23 protein-coding genes are annotated in these 21,033 nt (G+C 59.0%); 8 read left to right on the top strand and 15 right to left on the bottom strand.

Annotation, left to right across the window (positions count from 1 at the left end; all coding sequences use genetic code 11):
* Positions 1-510, bottom strand: a complete 510-nt coding sequence (locus D7S44_RS00685) for a hypothetical protein (protein ID WP_120451236.1) — start codon at positions 508-510, stop codon at positions 1-3.
* 87 nt (positions 511-597) lie between these two features.
* On the opposite strand from D7S44_RS00685, the gene proC reads away from it, so the two are divergent.
* Positions 598-1,410, top strand: a complete 813-nt coding sequence (proC, locus tag D7S44_RS00680; RefSeq protein WP_120451235.1) for a pyrroline-5-carboxylate reductase — start codon at positions 598-600, stop codon at positions 1,408-1,410.
* A gap of 39 nt (positions 1,411-1,449) precedes the next feature.
* Here proC and D7S44_RS00675 read toward each other — a convergent pair whose 3' ends face one another.
* The 5 genes from D7S44_RS00675 to D7S44_RS23620 form a co-directional block, all read right to left on the bottom strand.
* Positions 1,450-2,979, bottom strand: coding sequence for an FAD-dependent oxidoreductase (locus D7S44_RS00675; RefSeq protein WP_120451234.1), 1,530 nt, complete (start codon positions 2,977-2,979; stop codon positions 1,450-1,452).
* Positions 2,980-3,148: 169 nt separating this feature from the next.
* Positions 3,149-4,060: a lipid A hydroxylase LpxO gene (gene lpxO / locus D7S44_RS00670; RefSeq protein ID WP_120451233.1), complete on the bottom strand. Its 912-nt coding sequence runs from the start codon at positions 4,058-4,060 to the stop codon at positions 3,149-3,151.
* Between the two features lie 203 nt (positions 4,061-4,263).
* Entirely contained in the window at positions 4,264-4,572 is a 309-nt protein-coding gene (locus D7S44_RS00665; RefSeq protein ID WP_120451232.1) for a PsiF family protein, read from the bottom strand.
* 108 nt (positions 4,573-4,680) lie between these two features.
* Entirely contained in the window at positions 4,681-4,935 is a 255-nt protein-coding gene (iraP, locus tag D7S44_RS00660) for an anti-adapter protein IraP (protein ID WP_120451231.1), read from the bottom strand.
* Positions 4,936-5,143: 208 nt separating this feature from the next.
* A complete protein-coding gene (locus D7S44_RS23620; protein WP_167456943.1) occupies positions 5,144-5,305 on the bottom strand; it encodes a hypothetical protein in 162 nt (53 codons plus the stop codon).
* Positions 5,306-5,569: 264 nt separating this feature from the next.
* Here D7S44_RS23620 and D7S44_RS00655 point away from each other — a divergent pair, with 264 nt between their 5' ends.
* Positions 5,570-8,695, top strand: coding sequence for a beta-galactosidase (locus D7S44_RS00655; RefSeq protein ID WP_120451230.1), 3,126 nt, complete (start codon positions 5,570-5,572; stop codon positions 8,693-8,695).
* Here the strand turns inward: D7S44_RS00655 and D7S44_RS00650 are convergent.
* Positions 8,580-9,851, bottom strand: coding sequence for a multidrug efflux MFS transporter (locus D7S44_RS00650; protein ID WP_120451229.1), 1,272 nt, complete (start codon positions 9,849-9,851; stop codon positions 8,580-8,582). The two genes, D7S44_RS00655 and D7S44_RS00650, sit on opposite strands and share 116 nt — an antisense overlap.
* Positions 9,852-9,919: 68 nt before the next feature.
* On the opposite strand from D7S44_RS00650, the gene D7S44_RS23255 reads away from it, so the two are divergent.
* The gene (locus D7S44_RS23255) at positions 9,920-10,165 is read left to right on the top strand and encodes a hypothetical protein (protein WP_147402076.1); all 246 of its coding nucleotides are present in this window, start codon (positions 9,920-9,922) and stop codon (positions 10,163-10,165) included.
* A gap of 109 nt (positions 10,166-10,274) precedes the next feature.
* Complete coding sequence (locus D7S44_RS00645) at positions 10,275-10,523, top strand: biofilm development regulator YmgB/AriR family protein (RefSeq protein WP_120451228.1); 249 nt, start codon at positions 10,275-10,277, stop codon at positions 10,521-10,523.
* A gap of 144 nt (positions 10,524-10,667) precedes the next feature.
* Here the strand turns inward: D7S44_RS00645 and D7S44_RS00640 are convergent, their stop codons facing one another.
* Both D7S44_RS00640 and D7S44_RS00635 read right to left on the bottom strand, forming a co-directional pair.
* Positions 10,668-10,964 (bottom strand): I78 family peptidase inhibitor, encoded by a 297-nt coding sequence (locus tag D7S44_RS00640; protein ID WP_120451227.1) that lies wholly within the window; start codon positions 10,962-10,964, stop codon positions 10,668-10,670.
* Between the two features lie 264 nt (positions 10,965-11,228).
* Positions 11,229-13,832: a bifunctional diguanylate cyclase/phosphodiesterase gene (locus tag D7S44_RS00635; protein ID WP_120451226.1), complete on the bottom strand. Its 2,604-nt coding sequence runs from the start codon at positions 13,830-13,832 to the stop codon at positions 11,229-11,231.
* A gap of 216 nt (positions 13,833-14,048) precedes the next feature.
* Between D7S44_RS00635 and D7S44_RS00630 the strand changes: the two genes are divergently transcribed.
* The 3 genes from D7S44_RS00630 (at position 14,049) to D7S44_RS00625 (ending at position 15,334) form a co-directional block, all read left to right on the top strand.
* On the top strand, positions 14,049-14,696 hold the full coding sequence (locus D7S44_RS00630) for a CPBP family intramembrane glutamic endopeptidase (RefSeq protein WP_120451225.1): 648 nt from the start codon (positions 14,049-14,051) through the stop codon (positions 14,694-14,696).
* Positions 14,697-14,814: 118 nt separating this feature from the next.
* Complete coding sequence (locus tag D7S44_RS23615; protein WP_167456942.1) at positions 14,815-14,985, top strand: hypothetical protein; 171 nt, start codon at positions 14,815-14,817, stop codon at positions 14,983-14,985.
* Between the two features lie 109 nt (positions 14,986-15,094).
* A complete protein-coding gene (locus tag D7S44_RS00625; protein WP_120451224.1) occupies positions 15,095-15,334 on the top strand; it encodes a hypothetical protein in 240 nt (79 codons plus the stop codon).
* A gap of 116 nt (positions 15,335-15,450) precedes the next feature.
* Here D7S44_RS00625 and yniD read toward each other — a convergent pair whose 3' ends face one another.
* The 5 genes from yniD to D7S44_RS00605 all read right to left on the bottom strand — a co-directional run bounded on the left by yniD (position 15,451) and on the right by D7S44_RS00605 (position 18,579).
* Positions 15,451-15,558 carry a small membrane protein YniD gene (yniD, locus tag D7S44_RS23800; RefSeq protein ID WP_240629425.1) on the bottom strand — a complete coding sequence of 36 codons (108 nt, stop codon included), beginning with the start codon at positions 15,556-15,558 and terminating at the stop codon, positions 15,451-15,453.
* Positions 15,559-15,668: 110 nt separating this feature from the next.
* A complete protein-coding gene (locus D7S44_RS00620; protein ID WP_120451223.1) occupies positions 15,669-16,097 on the bottom strand; it encodes an OsmC family protein in 429 nt (142 codons plus the stop codon).
* Between the two features lie 44 nt (positions 16,098-16,141).
* Positions 16,142-17,329 (bottom strand): FMN-dependent L-lactate dehydrogenase LldD, encoded by a 1,188-nt coding sequence (gene lldD / locus D7S44_RS00615; protein ID WP_120451222.1) that lies wholly within the window; start codon positions 17,327-17,329, stop codon positions 16,142-16,144.
* Between the two features lie 17 nt (positions 17,330-17,346).
* Positions 17,347-18,114, bottom strand: coding sequence for a transcriptional regulator LldR (gene lldR / locus D7S44_RS00610; protein ID WP_120451221.1), 768 nt, complete (start codon positions 18,112-18,114; stop codon positions 17,347-17,349).
* 252 nt (positions 18,115-18,366) lie between these two features.
* Entirely contained in the window at positions 18,367-18,579 is a 213-nt protein-coding gene (locus D7S44_RS00605; protein WP_120451220.1) for a hypothetical protein, read from the bottom strand.
* Positions 18,580-18,986: 407 nt separating this feature from the next.
* Between D7S44_RS00605 and dbpA the strand changes: the two genes are divergently transcribed.
* Positions 18,987-20,372, top strand: coding sequence for an ATP-dependent RNA helicase DbpA (gene dbpA, locus D7S44_RS00600; RefSeq protein WP_120451219.1), 1,386 nt, complete (start codon positions 18,987-18,989; stop codon positions 20,370-20,372).
* 197 nt (positions 20,373-20,569) lie between these two features.
* On the opposite strand, the gene D7S44_RS00595 is transcribed toward dbpA, so the two are convergent.
* Positions 20,570-20,962 carry a YgiW/YdeI family stress tolerance OB fold protein gene (locus tag D7S44_RS00595; RefSeq protein WP_120451218.1) on the bottom strand — a complete coding sequence of 131 codons (393 nt, stop codon included), beginning with the start codon at positions 20,960-20,962 and terminating at the stop codon, positions 20,570-20,572.
* Positions 20,963-21,033 lie beyond the last annotated feature (71 nt).

The raw sequence follows: 21,033 nt of genomic DNA, 5'->3' as shown, positions 1-21,033 counted from the left end.
CTAAGGATAAACAAACTGACTAAACTGCACGTCTGACGTCTCGTCCAGCGTGACAGTCAAACGATAGCGGCCAAAGTCCTGCGCCTGCGTGCCGATCCAGACCGTGGCGTCCTGCTGATCGGCGCGCCGCTTCCAGCGCAGCACCAGACTATCACCGGTGCTCCAGGCGTCGTCCGGCTGCGGCTGGAGCGTCTGCAGCTGAATATCGTCCAGCTGCGGACCGCGTAGTCGGACCTGGTAATAGTCGCCGCGCAGCTGCTTTAAGCGCAGCGTCATATCCATGTTGCTTTCCCGCCGCCCGAAGCGTTCATAATCCACGCTCAGCCGTTTATCCGCGCTGCTGACGCTCTGATTGCTCAGCCATCCTTTTGAAAAAAGACCTGCCGCGCCGGCAAAGACGATCAGCAGCAGCAGCACGAAACCCGCATGCTGGATCCGCCAGTCAATACGTTGCCACGGCATATTCTCTTTAACCGGGTAGTGCCGACTTTCATTTTCATTATCTGCCATGCAGTGTTCTCCTTGCTGACTTGTTATTAATCCTGGCTGAAGTAAGCTAACACGTTAAGATTTTCGAACTTTCTTAAGGATACGGCGATGCTGGAGAAGAAAATTGGGTTTATCGGCGGCGGCAATATGGCTAAAGCCATTATCGGCGGTCTGGTGAAAAGCGGCCAGGTTGCGCCGTCGAATATCTGGGTTTTTGACCGCAAAGCGGAGACTAACCAGGCGCTGGCGCGCGAGCACGGTATCCATGCCGCAGAGAGCGCCGAGGCGCTGGCGCGCGAGGTGGATATTCTGTTCGGCGCGGTAAAACCCAATGTCATTCTGAAGGTGCTGAAAGATCTGGCGAACCAGCTGAAAAAAGAGGCGCTGGTGGTCTCTATCGCGGCGGGCGTAACGCTCGACTCGCTGGCGACGGTGCTGGGCCACGATCGCAAGATCGTCCGCGTGATGCCAAATACGCCAGCGCTGGTCAACGAAGGCATGACCTCTGTCACCCCTAACGTGCTGGTTGAGCAGGCGGAGATCGACGAAGTGGTGTCGATTTTTGAGAGCTTCGGCAAAGCGGCCGTGGTCAGCGAGTATCTGATCCACTCGGTAGTCGGCGTCAGCGGCTCCGCGCCGGCTTACGTATTTATGTTTATCGAGGCGATGGCGGATGCCGCCGTGCTCGGCGGCATGCCGCGCGCCCAGGCCTACCAGTTCGCTGCGCAGGCGGTAAAAGGCTCGGCGCAGATGGTGCTGGAGACGGGCAAACACCCAGCCGAGCTGAAGGATATGGTCTGCTCGCCTGGCGGCACCACTATCGAAGCGGTGAAGGTGCTGGAAGAGAAAGGCTTTCGCGCCGCCGTGATGGAGGCGATGCAGCAGTGCATGGCGAAGTCTGAAGCGCTAAGCAAGAAATAGTATGCCGGGCGGAGCGGCAAACCGCTCCGCCCGCTGTCGCTACGCCTGCTGTCGGCTTTCCACTGCCGCCAGCGCCTGCCCCATCGTCATCGGCTGCTGCATCTCCAGCACCAGCGCCGCCGTCAGCGTATACATGCCGCAGGAGAAGACCGCCGCCAGCTTGCCCTGCTGACCATAGAGCGCAATGAATTTTTTCTCCTCCAGCGAGCCGATCAAACGGTACTCATCCCACTCTTGCGCATGGCCGAGATACTCGTAGCGCGTGCCGAAGTGCGTGGTCCAGAAAAAGGGAACGCGATCGTACATAACGCGCTTGTCCAGCATGTTAAAAGCGGCGATGCGTCCCTGCTGATGCGCGACGCGATAGTGCTCAATGCGCAGCGGCCCCTGCGGCGTCAGATAGCTGGCGATATCCCCTGCCACCCAGACGTTCTCCTTGACGCGCAGCTGGCTGTCGGCAAGCAGGCTGCCATCCTCTCGCAGCGGTAGATCGTGAATAAAACCAGTAGCGGGCCGGATGCCGGTCGCCAGCAGCACCACGTCCGCTTTGATGCGTTGGCCATCCTGCATACGCAGCCCGGTCACGTGATGTTCTCCCTCCAGCTCCGCCGGATCGCCATCCACAAAGTGAACGCCGTTGCTGCCGTGCAGATCGCGGAAATAGCGCCCGACCTGCTCGCCGAACTGGCGTGCAAACGGCAGTGGATGCCGCGCCACCACGCTGACCTCGATATCGCGATTGCGCAGCGCCGACGCCATCTCCATGCCGATAAAGCTGTTGCCGATAATTACCAGCTGCTGGCTCTGATCGACCTCTTGCAGCAGCGCGTCGGCCTGATCCCGTGAACGCAGCAGATGCACGCCCGCCAGATCGCTGCCTGGCAGGTCGGGACGCTGCGGCACGCCGCCGGAAGCGATAAGCAGCTTGTCGTAAAAGAGCGACGCGCCGTCAGCGAAGTGGATACGCTGTTCACGCGTGTCGAGACGCGACACCTCGCCCTGCACGCGATCCACATGCTGCAAAATGTCCTCTTTTAAAATACGCGGCACGTCCTTGATATCCATCTTGCCGGAGGGAACGAATTTCGTCAGCGCCGTGCGGTCGTAAGGCGCATCCGGCTCGCGCTCCACCAGCACCACCTTGCCTTTAAAACCTTCGCGCCGCAGCGTCCAGATTGCCGCACTGCCCGCCGCGCCGCCGCCGAGGACGGCATACACCGGCGCGTCGCCGCCGCTGCCGATGGGCGTCGCCGATGACATTGCTTTAGGATTGACCTGCACAATGCCCTTCTCGACGCGAAGCGGAAACTGTTTGAGATCGGCCAGCGCCAGCGGCTCGCACATATGGCCATCTTCCAGCGCAAACACGGCTTTATGCCAGGGGCAGATCAGCTTATCGCCGCAGATAGCGCCCTGCTCAAGCGGCGCGCCCGCATGAGGGCATTTGGCCTGATAAGCGCGCACCTTCTCTCCGTCGCGCACCAGCAGGATGTCGGTATCGGCAATTTTCGTTTTAGTCGGCTGGCGCTCAGGCAGATCCTTTAAGGCGATGACGGGCTGGTAATTCATGACATGGCTCCTTCTTTGTCGTTATTGATAAATGCGCCGCTTGCGGGCGCGGCTAATCCCCTACAAAAAGTAAGTGTGGCAAAGGAAAGCGGGAGCCTGAGTCTGAAAATAAAAAAAGCGGTTAACTCCTTGTTAAACCGCCTGTTTAAAGTTTTAGCAAGTGTGAATATTAAAAGAAGAGGCTGGGAATGATAATCAGGGCGAATATCGCGGCGATCAGGCTGTGTTTGACCCAGTAGTAGAATTTACGGTTGCGCTTCTTCAGATTCTGGCCCGCATCGCGCAGCGCATAGACATATTTAAAAATGCGATTGATAAAGCCGGTGCGGTCGTTTTCATCATTGGGCGAGGCGGCTGCTGACATCAGCGAGCTGCCGACCCAGTGATTCACCGCCTGCGCCCAGCGCCACTTCATTGGCCGCTCGATATCGCAAAACAGGATAATGCGCGTTTGCTCGCTTTCGTTTTGCGCCCAGTGCACATAGGTTTCGTCAAAAATCACCGCCTCGCCGTCGCGCCAGCTATGGCGCTGACCATCGACCTCAATAAAGCAGCGATCGTCGTTCGGCGTTTGCAGACCGAGATGGTAGCGCACCGATCCGGCATAGGGATCGCGATGTTTGCCCAGATGGCTGCCCGCCGGCAGTTCGGCGAACATAGCCGCCTTCACGGAAGGAATACGACTGACCAGTTCGGTAGTGACCGGACAGAGTTCGCGCGCCGAAGGATGCGCATCGCTGTACCATTTCAGATAAAAGCGCTTCCAGCCGCGTTTAAAAAAGGTATTAAAACCAGCGTCGTTGTTTGTTTGCGCCGCCTTGATATGATCCTGCAGGCGCAACGCCTCTTCACGGATCACCTGCCAGTTTTCGGTGAGCTGACGCAGTTCGGGAAAATCGTCTACTGGAAAATAGGGCTGTTTTGCCGGCAGCGTTGAAAAGCCGGTCATAAACATATTAATCGGCGCCATAAACGTAGAGTGATCGAAAAGCTGGCGCGATAACGTCTGTTTTTCCACACCGCGGGAATGGGCATAAAAAACGCTAAGCAGAAAAACGCCAATAATAATAGCCGCGACCATACAACGGGTTCCTTATGTTGCACTTTTGAAGGTTTCGATTGCGCTAAACGCAATGAAATAGCGAGGAAATAATATTTAGATAAATTTTTATTTAGCGGTTTTGCAACGCGTGCGGCGAGCTGCGCCTTTATTAAACGCAGGTTAAACGGTCTGTGCGGAGAAGCGATCACGGCCGCGGCGCGGCCGTGTAAAACAGAGGAGGATCAGGCTTTTTTCAGGCAGCTGCTCATAAAGGTTTTACGGGCGTCGCCGCTGAGCTTTTTATCGCCCGCTTCGGTATTACAGCTTTTCATTTTCATCTGCTGCGGCGACATGCCGGACATTTTGCTCTCTTTTTTCAGACACTCGCTCATAAAAGATTTACGCGCGTCGCCCTTCAGGTTTTGTGAACTGGCGTGCTGATTGCACTGCGTCATTTTTTGCTGCTGCGCCGTTTTTTCGGCGGCATGGGCCGCGCCAAAGCCGCTGGTCAGCAAACCAGCCATCACTACTGCCGCTAAATGCAACTTCATGGTTGAGACTCCACAATGAACAATCCGTTAATTCTGGCACGAGGGAAACAGCGCGATGAAACTTTGCGCGATTTTGCAACCCCGATCGCACAGCCGCGTTATTCTCTCTCAGACGCGAGGATGGTTAAGTAATTTGTCCAGGTAGTTACGCAACAAAAGCGCATCTTCACTACTGGTGTCGGCATTCGCATTCTGCATTGCGTTGTCGATGCCTGCGGCGATAGCGTGTTGCTGTTCCGGCTCAAGCTTACGCAGCATTGCCGTAACGATAATCTCCAGTGCCTCGACCTGAGCCACCAGTTCCTTAGACTCCGCTTCTTTCGCCGCCAGTTTTACCAGTAATTCAGCGATAAGGTTCTTCATGCCCTTGTCTCACAGGTTAATAAAAGCAGACGTTATCACTCGCCAAAATAAAAACATAGCGCTTTTAGCCGATTTTCCTCGGCTGCTTATCATCACTTTTATCAAAACAGGGGCTAAACGAATTTCAGGAAGCGGGCGAAACGTTTTACGGTTAATTAAGCGAGACGTAAATCGTTTCAGCCCAAAATAAAGCGGATGCTATGTGGGGTTAACGCGGACCAGCAAAACCGTGACCTGGACCGCCCCAACCGCCACCACCACCGCCGCCGCCGCCGCCAGGGCCACCGCCGCCGCCCGGAGGCGGGAAAAGACAACCGCTAAGCGCGGTGACCAGCGCCACGACCGCGGCAATTTTAACAATACGTACCATAACAACCTCAGGGTAGATGAAAACGGGCTGAGTGTATGAGTGCCCAGACAGGGCGACAAGAGAGAATACTCTTACTCAGAGCGGTATTAACCATTGCATACCAGGCTTAACAATTTGCTGGCACGAAAGTGACATAAAAATCGTATCCGGCCCGTTTCTGGCGCAGAGTGGGATAAAAAATTCAGCACAGTATTCAACCGACACGCTTTACAGCGAGCGGGAAAACCCTCATTGTGAGCGCAATACATTTTTGAGGATCCTGTCATGTCTGCTTCGCCGATTTCGCTGAGTGATATCCTGGCCCGTCGCGACTGGGAAAACCCGGTCGTTACCAGTCTTAAGCGCCTCGACGCTCATCCGCCTTTCGCCAGCTGGCGCAGTGAAACGGCGGCGCGCGATGAACGGCCATCACCCGCGCTGCGCAGCCTGAACGGCCAGTGGGGCTTCAGCTATTTCAGCTGCCCTGAAGCGGTGCCGCACAGCTGGCTGCAGCAGGATCTGCCTGATGCCGTTTCCCTTCCGGTGCCCGCGAACTGGCAGATGCACGGTTATGACGCGCCTGTTTACACCAACGTCCAGTACCCGATCCCGATGACTCCGCCCTTCGTGCCGCGCGAGAACCCGACAGGATGTTACTCGCTCACATTCACTGTTGACGAGAGCTGGCCTGAGGCGGGGCAAACGCGCATTATTTTTGATGGCGTCAGCTCCGCTTTTTATCTCTGGTGCAACGGTCAGTGGATAGGCTATTCGCAGGACAGCCGTCTGCCTGCTGAATTTGACCTCAGCGCGGCGCTGGTGCGCGGCGTTAACCGCATTGCGGTGATGGTGCTGCGCTGGAGTGACGGCACCTGGCTGGAAGATCAGGATATGTGGCGCATGAGCGGCATCTTCCGCGACGTCTCGCTGCTGCATAAACCGGACACCCATCTTGCTGACATTCAGCTGGAGACGCTGCTCAGCCCGGAGTACCGCAGCGCTGACCTGCTGGCGCGCGTGCGCGTCACCGCAGAGGATGCGGCCCTGCGTTTACGGCTGACGCTGTGGCGGGATGGCGCGCAGGTGGGCGTTGTCGAGCAGCCGCTTGGCAGCGCCATAATTGACGAACGTGGCCACTATGGCGATCGCGCCGAACTGCGGCTGCACGTTGACGCGCCCGCGCTGTGGAGCGCCGAAATCCCGACCCTCTATCGCGCCACGCTGGCGCTGCTCGATGCGCAAGGCGAGGTGGTGGAAGTCGAGGCGTATGATGTCGGCTTCCGCCGCGTCGCCATCGAAAACGGTCTGCTCTGCCTGAACGGGCAGCCGCTGCTGATACGCGGCGTAAACCGCCACGAGCATCATCCAGAGAAAGGCCAGGTTGTGAATGAGGCGCTGATGCGGCGCGACATCGAACTGATGAAGCAGCATAACTTTAACGCGGTGCGCTGCTCGCACTATCCTGCCCATCCCCTCTGGTATCGCCTGTGCGACCGCTACGGCCTTTATGTGGTCGATGAAGCCAATATTGAAACCCACGGCATGCAGCCAATGAGCCGTCTGGCGGACGATCCGCGCTGGTTCGCCGCCTTTAGCGAGCGCGTGACGCGTATGGTGCAGCGCGATCGCAACCACTGCAGCATTATCATCTGGTCGCTGGGCAATGAGTCGGGACACGGCAGCACGCACGATGCGCTCTATCGCTGGGTGAAAAGCGCCGATCCGACTCGCCCCGTGCAGTATGAAGGCGGGGGCGCTAACAGTGCGGCGACCGATATTCTTTGTCCGATGTATGCCCGCGTCGATGAAGATCAGCCCTTCCCTGCTGTACCGAAATGGTCGCTGAAGAAGTGGATCGGCCTGCCGGGCGAAAACCGGCCGCTGATCCTGTGCGAATACGCGCACGCCATGGGTAACAGCCTGGGCGGCTTTGCAAAATACTGGCAGGCGTTTCGCCAGTTTCCACGCCTGCAGGGCGGCTTCGTCTGGGACTGGGTCGATCAGAGCCTGACGCGCTATGACGAAAACGGGCAGCCCTGGCAGGCCTACGGCGGCGATTTCGGCGACAAACCCAACGACCGGCAGTTCTGCATGAACGGCCTGGTGTTTGCTGATCGCACGCCGCATCCGGCGCTGTTTGAAGCGCAGCGCGCGCAGCAGTTCTACCAGTTTGCGCCCGACGCTAACGATCCCTGGCACTTTACCGTCAGCAGCGACTACCTGTTTCGCCGCAGCGATAACGAGCTGCTGCGCTGGCGCATCGAGCAGCAGGGTGAAGTAGTGGCGCAGGGCGAAGTGACGCTGGATATTCCGCCGCAGGGCGCGCAGCGTATTAGCGTCCCGCCAGCGGAAAACCTGACGGGCGAGTGCTGGCTGAATGTTGCCGTGCATCAGCGTGCAGCGACGCCCTGGTCTGAAGCTGACTGGCGTGTCGCCTGGCACCAGTGGCCGCTGCCCGCCGCGCTGGCGCTGCCGCCGCAGCCAGCAGCAGGCGAGCCGCCGACGCTGAATGTCGATGAGGCCACTATCGCCGTGGCGCATCGCGGCCAGCGCTGGCACTTTAGCCGCCGCAGCGGCGAGCTGACGCAGTGGCTTATCGACGAACAGGCGATGCTGTTGTCGCCCTTACAGGACTGTTTTATCCGCGCGCCGCTGGACAACGACATCGGCACCAGCGAAGCGGAACGCATCGATCCCAACGCCTGGTCGGAGCGCTGGAAAGCGGCCGGTTACAACGCCATGACGAGCCGCGTGGAGCAAACAGAAACCGAGAGTCTGTCGGACGCCGTGCAGATTAGCGTGCTGCACGGCTGGTATGCACAAGGCAGGCTGGCGTTTCTCAGCCGTAAACGCTACCGGTTCGACGCGCAGGGCGAAATGAGCCTGGAGGTTGAGGTGGAGCAGGCGTCCAGCCTGCCCGCGCCAGCGCGCATCGGCCTGCGCTGTCAGCTCGCCGCCGCCCCGCAGCAGGTCGCCTGGCTGGGGCTGGGCCCGCATGAAAACTATCCGGATCGCCAGCTGGCGGCGCAGTTCTCCCGCTGGCAGCTGCCGCTCGAGGCGCTGTATACGCCTTACGTTTTCCCGAGCGAAAACGGACTGCGCGGCGGAACGCGCCAGCTTGATGGGGAACAATGGCGCGTCAGCGGCGAGTTCAGCTTTTCGCTAAGCCGCTACAGCCTTGAACAGCTGCGCGACGTTTCGCATCGCCACCTGCTGCGCGCGGAGCCAGGATGCTGGCTCCATCTGGACGCCGCGCATATGGGCGTGGGCGGCGACGATTCATGGAGTCCGAGCGTCAGCGCCGAGTTTCTGTTGACTCAGCGCCGCTGGCGCTATGCGCTGCGCTTTTCTCCTTCGGCTCCAGCACCGTACGCGGACGACGATAGAAACGCTTCAGCAGCACCACGTTAAGCAGCACCACCAGCGCGGTGGCGAAGAAGACCCAGCGGTAGCCAGTCAGCGCCGAGACCGCCGCGCCGAGCAGCGGGCCGGCGACGTTGCCAAGATACATAAATGACTGGTTGTAGCCGAAGATACGGCCAGTAATGTTGTCGCGCGAATGGCGCACCAGCAGCGTTTGCACCGCGGGCATCATCGCCCCGTCGGCGAAGCCGAGCAGAAAGCGCAATACGCCAAGTTGAGTGGCGCTGGTAACGAAAGACATGGCGATTAACAGCAGCAACGACACCACCATGGTCGCCAGCAGAATACGCTGGGTGCCGATGCGATCCCCTAACCTGCCGAGGCGCGGTGCCGCAATCAGCGCCGAGATGCCCGGCAGCGCGGCGATAACGCCGCTGAGGAAAGCGATATTCTCCGCCGTCGGCGCCAGCTCACGCACAAACAGCGTCAGGATTGGGTTTACCGAGCCGTTACACATCTGGATCACCATGGTGGTGACAAACAGGCAGAGCATCAGCCTGGGATTATCGAGCGAGGCGAATACCTCGCGCCCGCTCAGCTTATCCTGCTTGCTGACCGGCTTGTAGCCGGTCTCCTTAATCAGAAACAGCGTTACCAGAAAGCTGATCAGCAGCAGCGCGGCGGTAACGATAAACACCATGCGCAGTCCAACCCAGTCAGCGAGCAGCCCGCCGAGCATCGGGCCGAGGATCACGCCGCCTATCTGGCCGGTTGAGACGCAGCTCAGCGCCCAGCCGCTGCGCTCGCGTGGCACCTGCGCCGCCACCAGCGCCATAGCGTTGGGGATATAGCCCGAGGTCAACCCCATCAGCGCGCGCAGCAGCAGCAGTTGCCAGGCCTGGGTGACAAATGCCTGCATCAGGATCACCACGCCCATACCAAACGCCGCACGCAGCAGCATCAGCTTGCGCCCTTTTCGATCGGCGAGGCTGCCCCACAGCGGCGCGACGGCGGCCGAGACGATAAAGGTAATGCTGAAGGTCAGTCCCGACCAGAGGCTAAGCGCATCGCCGCCGTTAATGCCGAGCTGTTCGATATAGAGCGGCAGAAAAGGAATGATCTGACTGATGGCCAGGCCGGTAAAAAAACAGCCGAACCAGACTGAGATAAGATTTATTTTCCAGGATTCAATTGTGGACGGCATGAGCAAAGAGGCGGTAACAGAGGGAAGCGACAGTCTAGCAACGCCTCTTAATCCCCGAGCGACAAAACATGGCACCTAATGAAAAACGCCGTTTTTCGCTGCCCGTCGCCCTTTTCACTCTCTTATATAAACCATTAACGCTTTTTAGCAGCGATTCCGTTCGCTTAGCAGCGCGGCTGCGCTCGGGATCCCACGGAGTGTCAGGAGAAATGAAAAAATATGTCAGCCTGTTACTGACAAGCGCTGGCGTCAGTTGTATGTTTAAAAAAACGCCAGTTTCCACTGGCGTCGGCGTGGCGTCCTGGCCACGCTAACGCCTCCGCCAGATCCCGTCGCGGCAGGTCCACAGTTAAAAATCACGTTGACTATCACGCTGCGCCCGCAGGCCGTGACAGACGCGCCGTCGCCTTAGCGGAGGTGAATATGAGAGCTCAAAACAGTGCCAGCCGTGCAATTGTGGACTATTTCAATAGCCCCGCATGGAACGCTCCGCAGGCGTCTGAGCTGCTGGCGGTGATCCTGCGAGAATTAATGGAAGCTGGCCAGCCCGCAACCAATAAAGCCGTGATTGCACGCGTCATTCAGCGACTGGAGGTGGAAGGCGATGCGCGTCGTCTGGAAACCTATCGTCAGTTACTGGCGCAGTTAATGGAAACCGATTCGCAGGATTAGGCTAAAAAAATTCCCGCCGAGGCGGGAATAAACAAGACGAGCATTGCATATTGAGAGTGACGAGGAAATCTCTGTTATCCGCGATCTATCCTCGTCCCCCTTGATGACCAGCGCATGACAATGCCACGCTTTTTTTATGACGCGTCAGCCGCAGTAAACCTGGCTGATGGTGCCGCTCTTGTCCGCCAGGAAGTTCAGGCGATGCAGATTGAAGTCCATCGTGACCGCGCTGTTCCACGGAATGGCGCGCACCGGCGTGTCAAAACGCAGGCTGTTGACGGCACTGAGCGGTTTTCCTCTGTAGTTCTGATACTGCGAGGCGCCACAGGTGTCGCTTTCAGCGTCCGCGCCTGATGCGGTTTGGTCGGGTTTGCTGCCCGACTGGCAGGCGGTCAGGGCGAGCATTCCCAGCGCCAGCAGCGCTTTTCCATAATATTTCACGTTTTCTCCTCATCAACGGGGTGAACCGGCCCCGGATCCTAGCAAAGCATCGCGTCAGGCTTAACCCTTTACGCGATAAAAGATGCCGCGGGCAGGCCATATGCAGCGATTCCCGCTACTTTTTTCAGATAAATCGCACTTACTGACCAAAACAGGCGGGTCGGATCGCTAGAATTATTAAGACTTATCTGAGGAGGATCCTATGGAACTGGCAATTTTTGTGGGCTTTGCCGTTCTGATGACCGCCGTGGCGGTTAAAGTACGTTAAGCCCGAACCGATGTAGTCGCAGATGTGGTGTCCAGAAGCGCAGTAAAGTCCGTCAGCGGCATCGGCCGCCCCAGAAAGTAGCCCTGCCCCTCTTCGCAGGCGAGCTGCTTCAAGCGGTCAAGCTGCGCTTCTGTCTCGATCCCTTCTGCCGTAATCGTCAGCGCAAAGGCGTGCGCCAGCGCGATAATGCCCGCCACCACCGATTCCGCCTGCTGCGACTCCGGAAAATCCTTCATCCAGGAACGATCGATCTTCAGCCCGTTAAAAGGAAACGTCTTCAGATAGCCCAGCGCCGCATAGCCGGTGCCGAAATCATCGACCGTCAACCGCACGCCCAGCGCGCGCAGCCCTTTCATCACCTCCAGCGCCTGCTGCGGATGTTCGAACGTGACGTTTTCCGTAATCTCCAGCTCCAGCCGCGTCGCGGGCAGCCCGCTGTTGGCCAGCGCGCGCGCAACACGCTGCACTAAATCGTTGGTGCGGAACTCTACCGGCGAGATATTGACCGATACATAGCGATCCGCGCCCCAGGCGCTGGCGTCCTGACAGGCGCGCGCCAGCACCCAGTCGCTGATGGCGACGATCAGACCATTCTCCTCCGCCAGCGGGATAAAGCGATCGGGCGTAATCGGCTGGCTGCCTGCAGGCTGCCAGCGGATCAGCGCTTCCGCCCCCGCCAGCCTGTCGCTTTGCAGCTGATAGCGCGGCTGATAGTGCAGGCAAAACTCCTCGTTGTGCAGCGCCTGTTCAATACGTTGCGCCATATCGCGCTTATGGTCGCGCTGGCTGGCCATGTTATTGGCGTACCAGACCCAGCAGTTGCGCCCCGCCGCGCGCGCTTCGTTAAGGGCGATATCCGACATGCGCAGCAGCGCTTCAGGATGGCTGGCGTCCTGCGGCGCACAGGCGATGCCGATGCTGGCAGTCAGGTAGTGCGCATGCTGGCCGGTATAGATCGGCTGCTGCACTTCCTGCAGCAGACGGGCGCAGCGGTGTTCCACAATCTCCGCGTCGCCTTCGTGCAGCACCAGCACAAACTCATCGCCACCCAGCCGCGCCGCCAGCTCGTGAGGACCAACGCCGCGCTGCAATCGCTGCGCCATCTGATTCAGCACCTGATCGCCTGCCGTGTGGCCCCAGTTATCGTTCAGCGGCTTGAACTGATCGAGATCGAGGCTGACGATCGCCAGCGGCGAAGCCAGATGAGGCGGTTCCAGATGGCGCGTCAGGAACTCCTGCAGCTGAATGCGGTTGGAGAGCCCGGTCAGCGCATCATGGCGTGAAAGAAACTGGATGCGCGCCTCCGCTTCCATCCCCTGAGTAATATCCGATACGGTACCGCGAAACCCTGCGCGACGGCCGTTGTGCCAGATGGTTTTCGCCACCAGATGGCCGATGCGGCGCTCCCCCTGCGCGCTCATAAACTGACAGCGCAGCGGCGCAGAGGGGCTGCTCTCCTCCTGACGCATCAGCCAGGCCACCAGCGAATGACTGGAGTGCGTCAACAGACGATCGATATGCTCGCCCGTCCAGTCGGCGATCTGATGGCCGGTCAGGCGATGAAAGCGGGAAGAGAGATAGATGAGCCGCCCCTGCTCATCGGTTTCCCAGATCCAGTCCGAGGCGGCCTCAGCCAGATCGCGAAAGCGCGCCTCGCTGTGCGCCAGCTCCTGCTGGCTGATCGTCAGCATGGCGAAGCGCCGATCGGAGAGAATGGCGTGATGCAGCGCGTGGCGGCTGACGCGGCGCGTAATCCAGCCGGTGACCAGCGCCATCGCCGCCAGGATCGGCAGCAGCAGCATAAGCAGGCGCGTGCCGGGCATTTTCGGCTGCCAGCGCAGTACCACTGCTTTGCCGTCCATCGCCTCCAGCGTCATGGACGGCAGCCGCTGCTCGTCGCTGCCGTCCGCGATTCCACGCGGCGCCCAGACGTCGAGCATCTTGCCCAGCGACTCCAGTTTGGCGGGCGTAAACAGGTTAACGAAGATCATTACCGATGGCGCTCCCGACTGGCCAGTCAACTTTGTCGCTTTTCCCATCGTGATGGGCGCCGCCACGATAATGGCTGGCTGTTGTTCAATCACGGCGTTGCGTGCCAGCGCGGCGTTATCCAGCCTGCGCGCATCGTGCAGCAGCGAGGCGCTCTGCGCACCAAGCCAGGCTTCCAGCGGCAAATCAGTCAGTTTTCCGTTAATGACGGCATAGCGCGTGTGGCCAGCGTTATCCACCACAAAGACGCCTTCGTAGTGATATTCGTTATAGAGATCCGGCCCGAGATTCTCTTCATCCCAGGCCCAGCGTTTATTTATCGTCGCGTGCAGGTTATGCCAGGCTTCGCCCCAGAACGCATAGTCGCGCACGTCTGTCAGCATCGTCTCCTGGCGGGCCTCCCACGCCTGGTGCAGCCGCTGACGATCGTGGGCGGTGGCGTCGCGGTTCTGCCGCTGGGCGATGACGAGCACCATCAGCACGGCGAGCAGCAGCACGCCCGAGAGCAGCAGCGAAAAGATGCGCAGGCTGCGGCGCGTGCTGCGCAGGGTGCGATCTTCAGCCGCCAGCGCAAAAAGGCGCGACGGCGATTCCGGTGGAACAAAAGTCATCAGGAGCGCTCACAACAAAGCGGTAAGATGCGTTCGGGCGGCAGAGCGTCTACGGCTGACGCTGTGGAGCCGAACAGGTTTAAGCGTTATCGGCGCGCAGCGCCGCGGTTTTAGCCTGAGGGCGGAATTTACTGTGGTGAGTTTGTAGACGCGCCTCCCTCGACAGGGATCGGGCGCGTTGCTACTATGCGCTTTCCTTCAATGGCTGGGTCGCCTATGAACACCAATCCCGACAGAGTGACGTTGACGCTGTTCTACGTCGGCAGCTTTGTGGTCTATTACCTCGTGACGATGCTGATTACGCTGTTTCCTAATTACGGCGTGCTGCGTAACGACGGTCTGCTGGTGCCGGTGCTCTGCCTGTTTGAATTCGCTGTGATCTATCCGCTTTACCGTTTTTATTGCCAGCGCCGCAGCGATCTGCCGCTGGGCGAGCTGCGCGTTCGCCAGACGCTGCTCTTTATTTTCGCGCTGTTTGTGCTGATGGCGGCGCAGACACAGTTTTTGCAGCCGGAAGGCTGGCTGGTGGAGCAGGCGCAGCAGGGACGCAATTCAATGCTGATCCTGCTGCTGACCGCCGTGCTGCTGGCGCCGGTATTTGAAGAGGTGCTGTTTCGCGGTTTTCTGCTGCAGGCGTTTCTGCTGTGGGCGCCGCGCAGCCGCTTCGCCTGTATGCTGCTGACCTCGCTGCTGTTTGCAGCGATGCATACGCAGTATGTGCACTGGGAAACGCTGGTGGCGCTGACGCTCTTTTCGCTGCTGCTCTGCTATGCCCGCCTGCGCAGCAACAGCCTGGCCTTGCCGATTTTTCTGCATACTTTCAATAACCTTATCGCCCTGCTGCCCGCCTGGTTTTTATCCTGAGGCGCAAAACCGCTCAGGCGGATAATGCCGTGCCGACACGTTTGTCTATACTGGATCGTAAAAAAGGAATCTAAGCATCACAGTCCGTACCAATAAGACCGTGTAAAGGAGTCGAGCCATGTTGATTGGATTTGTGTTGTTAGTGAGCGCCTGCGGCCACGACGCCTGCGATGCCTTGCCGGTATCAGAGCGGATTTATCCGACTAAAGCGGCCTGTGAAGCCATGGCGGATCGTATCCATAAAGTACGACCTGGCGTGGTCCTGCTGTGCGGTGAAGTGCATCGCTAATTAAGGCCATCGATAGCGGTGGATAAAAAAGAGGCAGTTTTAACGTTGCAGCCAGCGGCAACAGCGTTCAAAATATAAGCTGTTTTAAACTATTATCGTTGTGATCCCCATGAAAACACCACGCCCCCGTCGTCCGACTGGACGCTGGGTTTATTACATTTTGTATGACGGCATTCTCTGGCCCTGCCCGGTGCGCTGGGAGTGGGAAAGCGGCTACGGCGGCTGGCTGCCGTTTTACTATTCGCCGACCTTTGAGTTTGTCGCAGGCGATCCAGGCAAGGCGTATCGCATCGCCCGCAGCGACGTGCGCGCTAAACGGCGCGAGCAGGAGGAGCGTGAATATGTGTAATGCAGCTCAGCGGGAAACCCAGGGCAGCCAGGATGAAGTCATCAGAAAGTGAATCAGCTCCAGCGCCAGCACGATCATCACTAATACGCCCAGCTTGTGGCGGCAAATCCATGTTTTCAGGCCCATATCATCGCCGCCCAGCGGATCAGCAGCAATGCGCCGCAAATACAGAGTAGTACCAGCACCATTTTCCAGGAGTTTTTTGACGGCAGATATTTCGCCACGCCTCCCCTCCTTCCGCAGAAAGAAAAGATGCGCCACTGGGCGCATCCATCGAGGTTCATAAGAACCGGGCCAGCATAGCGTGGTCGCCGGTTAAGGGCGACCTGCTGGATCAATTATTCAGGGTATAGTCGAGCGTAATCTCAGCGTTCAGCACCTGAGAGACCGGGCAGCCCGCTTTCGCCTTTTGAATGATTTCATCAAACGCCGCGTTGTCGATGCCAGGCAGACGAATGGTGCTGTTCAGCGCGACTTTGGTGATGGCAAAACCCTCGCCTTTTTTATCCAGCGAGACGTCAGCCGTGGTATCGATGCTCTCGGGCTTATGGCCTGCATTGCCCAGCATCAGCGACAGCGCCATGGAGAAACAGGCGGCGTGCGCCGCGCCGATCAGCTCTTCCGGGTTAGTGCCCTTCGTGCCTTCGAAGCGGGTGTTGAAACCGTAAGGCGTCTGGCTCAGCACGCCACTTTCGGTGCTGATGGTGCCTTTCCCTTTAATATCGCCTTCCCAGTGCGCCGATCCTTTCTTGTGAATAGTCATTTCATTCCTCCGGTTGGTGACGAGTGAGTAAGTATAGACAAGCCTCAGCTAACGGCACGGGGACGCGGCGCGGCGCCCAGGTTCGCGAGCGCGGCGCCGGCATCCACCAGTGCGTCACGCGTGATGTCGGCGATCGATTTCGCGCCGGTCAGCGTCATCGCCACGCGCATCTCTTTCTCCACCAGCGAAAGTAAATTTTCCACGCCGCGCTGGCCGTGCGTCGCCAGCGCATACAGGTAAGCGCGCCCCAGCAGCACGCTGTCGGCGCCGAGCGCGATCATGCGCACCACGTCCAGCCCGTTGCGAATGCCGCTGTCGGCGAGAATAGTGATATCGCCCTTCACCGCATCGGCGATAGCGGGCAGCGCGCGCGCCGACGACAGCACGCCGTCAAGCTGGCGGCCGCCGTGGTTCGACACCACGATGCCGTCCGCGCCGAAACGCACCGCATCACGCGCGTCTTCCGGATCGAGAATGCCTTTGATCACCATCGGGCCATCCCAGAACTCGCGGATCCACTCCAGATCGCTCCAGGAGATCGACGGATCGAAGTTTTTCGCCAGCCAGCCGATGTAATCCTCCAGCCCGGTCGGCTTGCCGAGGTAGGTGGAAATATTGCCGAGATCGTGCGGGCGACCGTGCAGGCCAACATCCCACGCCCACTGAGGGTGCGTTACCGCCTGCCAGTAGCGGCGCAGGGCAGCGTGCTGCCCGCTCATGCCGGAGTGCGCATCACGATAGCGCGCGCCGGGCGTCGGCATATCGACGGTAAAGACCAGCGTCGAACAGCCTGCGGCTTTGGCGCGCTCCAGCGCGTTGCGCATAAAGCCGCGGTCGCGCAGCACGTAAAGCTGGAACCACATCGGACGGTTAATAGCGGGAGCCACCTCCTCAATCGGACAGACGGAAACCGTCGACAGCGTAAAGGGGATGCCTTTTAGCGCCGCGGCACGGGCGGCCTGCACCTCGCCGCGTCGCGCGTACATGCCGCACAGGCCTACCGGGCCCAGCGCCACCGGCATCGCCAGGGTTTCGTTGAACAGACGGGTTTCCAGACTCAGCTCAGACATATTCTTCAGCACGCGCTGACGCAGCGCCACGTCGGCCAGATCCTCGACGTTGCGCTGCAGCGTACGCTCGCTGTAGGCGCCGCCGTCGATGTAGTGGAAGAGAAACGGCGGCAGAATACGCTGCGCGGCAGCGCGGTAATCGGAGGCGGCGGAGATAATCATAGGGCGTTTTCCTTGCGTTAAAGAGAGTTATTGCCCGGCAGACGCGTGATGCGCGCCTGGCGCGCTTCGTCTTCATGCAGGCTTTTCAGGGTGGCGTGAACAAAGCCGAGGTGTTCCATCGCCGCCCGTCGCGCCTCCTCCGCCTCTCCGGCGAGGATCGCGTCGAGCAGGCGCTGATGCTGTTCGGTGAGGCGGGCGAAAATCGGCGGCTGGCTGTACATACGCTGTCGGCTTTGCAGCACCGAGGACTGCAGCAGCTCAAAGAAACCGCGCATGGTCTGCAGCAGCACAACATTGTGCGACGCTTCGGCGATAGCGAGATGAAACCGCACGTCGGCCTGCGCGGCGAGGTCGGGATCGTCGCTCTCTTTCAGCTTCAGCGTAGCGTCGAAAGCGAGCCGCAGACGCTCTTTATCCGCCTCGGTGGCGCGCTGCGCCGCATACCAGGCGGTGCTCGCCTCTATCGCATGGCGCGCTTCAAGAATGTCGTAGCGATAGTCGGGATCGTCCTGCAGCAGTGCGCGTACAGGCGCGACGATGCGCTGCTCCGCCCAGGGGGCAAGCGGCTGGCGCAGCCAGGTGCCGCCGCCGCGACGGCTAATCAGCATGCCGCTGCTGACCAGCCGCTGCAGCGCTTCGCGCAGCGAGGAGCGCGACACACCCAGCTCGGCGGCCAGCTGACGCTCTGCGGGGAGTTTCATGCCCGGCTCCAGCTTCTGCTGTTCTATATAGCGTCGCAGCCGCACGACGAGATGCTCGGTAACCGGCGATAGGGATTCAGTCATGGCGTTATCCAGACGCGGCGCGGCGTATTTGGTCGGACCAAAAAGGCGCTATGGGTCAATAGAGGGTTAAATGGTTAATTCTTTGTTAACCTGAAACAACCTTTTGCGCCGTGATTTTTCCGCTTCTGTGATTTGTCCCGAAAAGTAAGATGAGATTGGTAGGACCAAACTGGCGAGACTGGGGCGGATAAGGAAACGAACGGGCATAAAAAAAGCCTCCAGATGGAGGCTTCGTTCAGCAGGACGGCGTTGTCAGGCGCTCTTCGCCCATTTTTGAGCCGTCATCATCTCCATCGCCAGCGTAAACAGCGCCTGCTGGTTCTGTTCCGCGTTTTCGGCGTAGCAGCCGATCATTGAGACAACCTTGTCAGCAGATAAGCTTTCACCGTGGAGATGCAGCGTCAGCACTGCGCGACCAACGATTTTCAGCACATCTTCATGTGATCCCTGGGCAATATTACTCAATGGAAAACCCTCAAACTGTCGTTGTAATAGAAGTATGGCGCGCTAAATATAAAGCAATTGCGGTGATTATTTTATCGGCTGTGTGAGTGAGATTATTTAATGATTAATTCTTTTGCTGGAGTTAAAAAAAAGGAATCATCTGATATAAAAAGGATTAAACTTTTCACAACGGGGATTTATAAAGCTTCGACTGGCCTTAAAAAGCAACAAATTATGCACAAATAGTTCATCATCACCTGGAAGCATTAAAAGATTACATCCATTCTCATACATCTTCGGGTTATTCCTAAACGCCTGCGAAGCGAAGCTTTCGTGCAGGTTACCCTTTTCCCTGGTTGCCGCGCGACGCGCATTCTGCCAGACTTGCCGCGCTATTTTTCGACCACCTTTTGCCGCCGAGGCCGCCTGTGACCGCATTTTCTACCCTTACCGCTCTTCCCGCCAGTCAGATCGCCAACCTGGGCGAAATGGGCTACACCGATATGACGCCCATCCAGGCCGCCACGCTACCCGCTATTCTGGCGCGACGCGACGTGCGGGCGCAGGCCAAAACCGGCAGCGGCAAAACAGCGGCGTTCGGCATCGGCCTGCTGCAGCATATCGACAGTAGCCGTTACGTTACCCAGGCGCTGGTCCTCTGTCCGACGCGCGAGCTGGCGGATCAGGTCAGCAACGTGCTGCGCCAGCTGGCGCGCTTTACCCGCAATATTAAAATTCTCACCCTGTGCGGCGGCCAGCCGTTGAGCGCGCAGCGCGACTCGCTGGCGCACGCGCCACATATCGTGGTCGGCACGCCGGGCCGTATTCTCGATCATCTGAAGCGCGAAACGCTGAAGCTCGATCAGCTCGCCACGCTGGTGCTGGACGAGGCGGATCGCATGCTGGAGATGGGCTTTCGCGATGATATGGAGGCGGTGGCTGCGCTGACGCCCGCCAGCCGCCAGACGCTGCTCTTCTCCGCCACCTGGCCGGAGAGCATCGCCTCGCTTAGTGCGCGTTTTCAGCGCGACGACGCGCTGCATGTCGCCACGGAAGAGGTCAGCGAGCTGCCCGCCATCGAACAGGAATTTATCGAAGCGAGCCAGAACGAAAAGTTGCCGCTGCTGCAGGCGCTGCTGTCGCAGCGCCAGCCAGCCTCATGCGTGGTGTTCTGCAACACCAAACGCGAGTGCGACGATATTGCCGCCGCGCTCAATCAGCAGGATATCAGCGCGCTGGCGCTGCATGGCGATCTGGAGCAGCGCGATCGCGAACGGGTGCTGATCCGCTTTGCTAACGGCAGCGGGCGCGTGCTGGTGGCGACCGACGTAGCGGCGCGCGGGCTGGATATTAAAGCGCTGGCGATGGTGGTGAACTACCAGCTGGCGTGGGATCCGGAAGTGCATGTGCACCGCATTGGCCGCACCGGCCGCGCAGGCGAACAAGGCAGCGCGGTAAGTTTTGTCGCAGCGGACGAAATGGCGCGCGCCCACGCGCTGGAAGATTTTCTGCAGCAGCCGCTCAACTGGGTGGCGGCAAGCGCGCTGAAAAAAGGCGCGCGCCAGCCGCTGCCAGCCGCCATGATGACGCTCTGCATTGATGGCGGCCGCAAAGCGAAGATCCGTCCGGGGGATATTCTTGGCGCCCTTACCGGCGAGGCGGGCTTTCGCGCCGACCAGATCGGCAAAATCGATATCACCCCCAGCCATGCTTACGTCGCCGTTGCGGCGAGCGAAGCCAAAGCCGCGCTGGTCAGGCTGAAGCAGGGAAAAATGAAAGGCAAAAGCGTGCGAGCGATTCTGCTGAAGGACTGAAATAAGCGACTGGATAGCGCGGGGAGCGAAACGTCCCGCGCTATTGACTAAAACAAGGCAACGCGCTGGCGCGAAGAGCAACGCACCTCAGGGATAAGGTGCGGATTTACCCGGGGTGGACGAACAAGTGTCCCTGAGTAACGTAGCGATCGGGCCAGGACAGGCTACGTCGCAGCGCCAGGGTGCCTTCCGGGCTGTTACGGCTCGTCAATCTGCGTAACCTGCAGCACCGTTTTCTCACCTTTGCCGTGTACGCGGCCGCTGACGCGCACCTGCTCGTCCGCTTTGTAGGTTTTGCCGCCGAAGGTTTTTTGCGGTGCGATAATAGTGATAGTGCCGGTACTGTCGCGGAACTGGTAGTTATCGCCCTGCAGTTTCTTCAGGATATATCCCTCAAGCGTGACGTAACCGTCCTGACGGAAATCGCGGATCTGGTTGATATGCGTCTGGCCGGTATCCTCTGAACCTTTATAACCTGCATCCTGCTTTTTCTGCGGCGGCGGCGTCGCGCCCGCTTCAAAACCGCCCTTCTCGGCCAGCGCCGGTAAACTCAACAAGGCCAACAGCGTAAACGTCATGACTTTTTTCATGGTGCGCTCCTTTAGTGAAATTTTTCCGTTGTTACCCGTTAAGCCTGGCACAAGAATCGCTAACCGCCTGG

This window comes from Pantoea piersonii (assembly GCF_003612015.1).
In the GTDB taxonomy this organism is placed as follows: domain Bacteria; phylum Pseudomonadota; class Gammaproteobacteria; order Enterobacterales; family Enterobacteriaceae; genus Pantoea; species Pantoea piersonii.
The sequence above is the reverse complement of the archived record's forward strand: the minus strand, read 5'-3'. Positions and strand labels throughout refer to the sequence as shown.